This is a genomic window from Pseudomonas sp. SMV71 (assembly GCF_052042015.1).
GTDB lineage: Bacteria > Pseudomonadota > Gammaproteobacteria > Pseudomonadales > Pseudomonadaceae > Aquipseudomonas.
Genome location: NZ_JBKGGU010000080.1, coordinates 1 through 242, shown reverse-complemented (window position 1 = coordinate 242; position 242 = coordinate 1). Strand labels below are relative to the sequence as shown.

The following is a 242-nucleotide window of genomic DNA, read 5'->3' as shown; positions in this document are numbered from 1 at the left end:
GCTGGAACGCGACGCCGCAGGACGGCTGATCGCCAAGGTCACCGACGATGGCCGCACCGACTACACCTACGACCCGCTGGACCAGCTCACCGCCGTCACCTTCACCGACCTGCAAGGCAACGTGCAGAGCCTGAGCTTCGCCTACGACGCCACCGGCCAGTTGCTGGAAGAACACAGCGCCGCCGGCCGCCTGCAACACCACTACGACGAGCTCGGCAACCTGATCCAGACCCAACTGCCCA

At 66.1% G+C, this 242-nt stretch carries 1 protein-coding gene; it reads left to right on the top strand.

Translation table 11 applies throughout. From position 1 onward, the window contains the following. Window positions 1-242 (top strand): hypothetical protein (locus tag ACLEJQ_RS25870; RefSeq protein WP_440799965.1); only part of this gene is annotated, 242 nt, incomplete at both ends.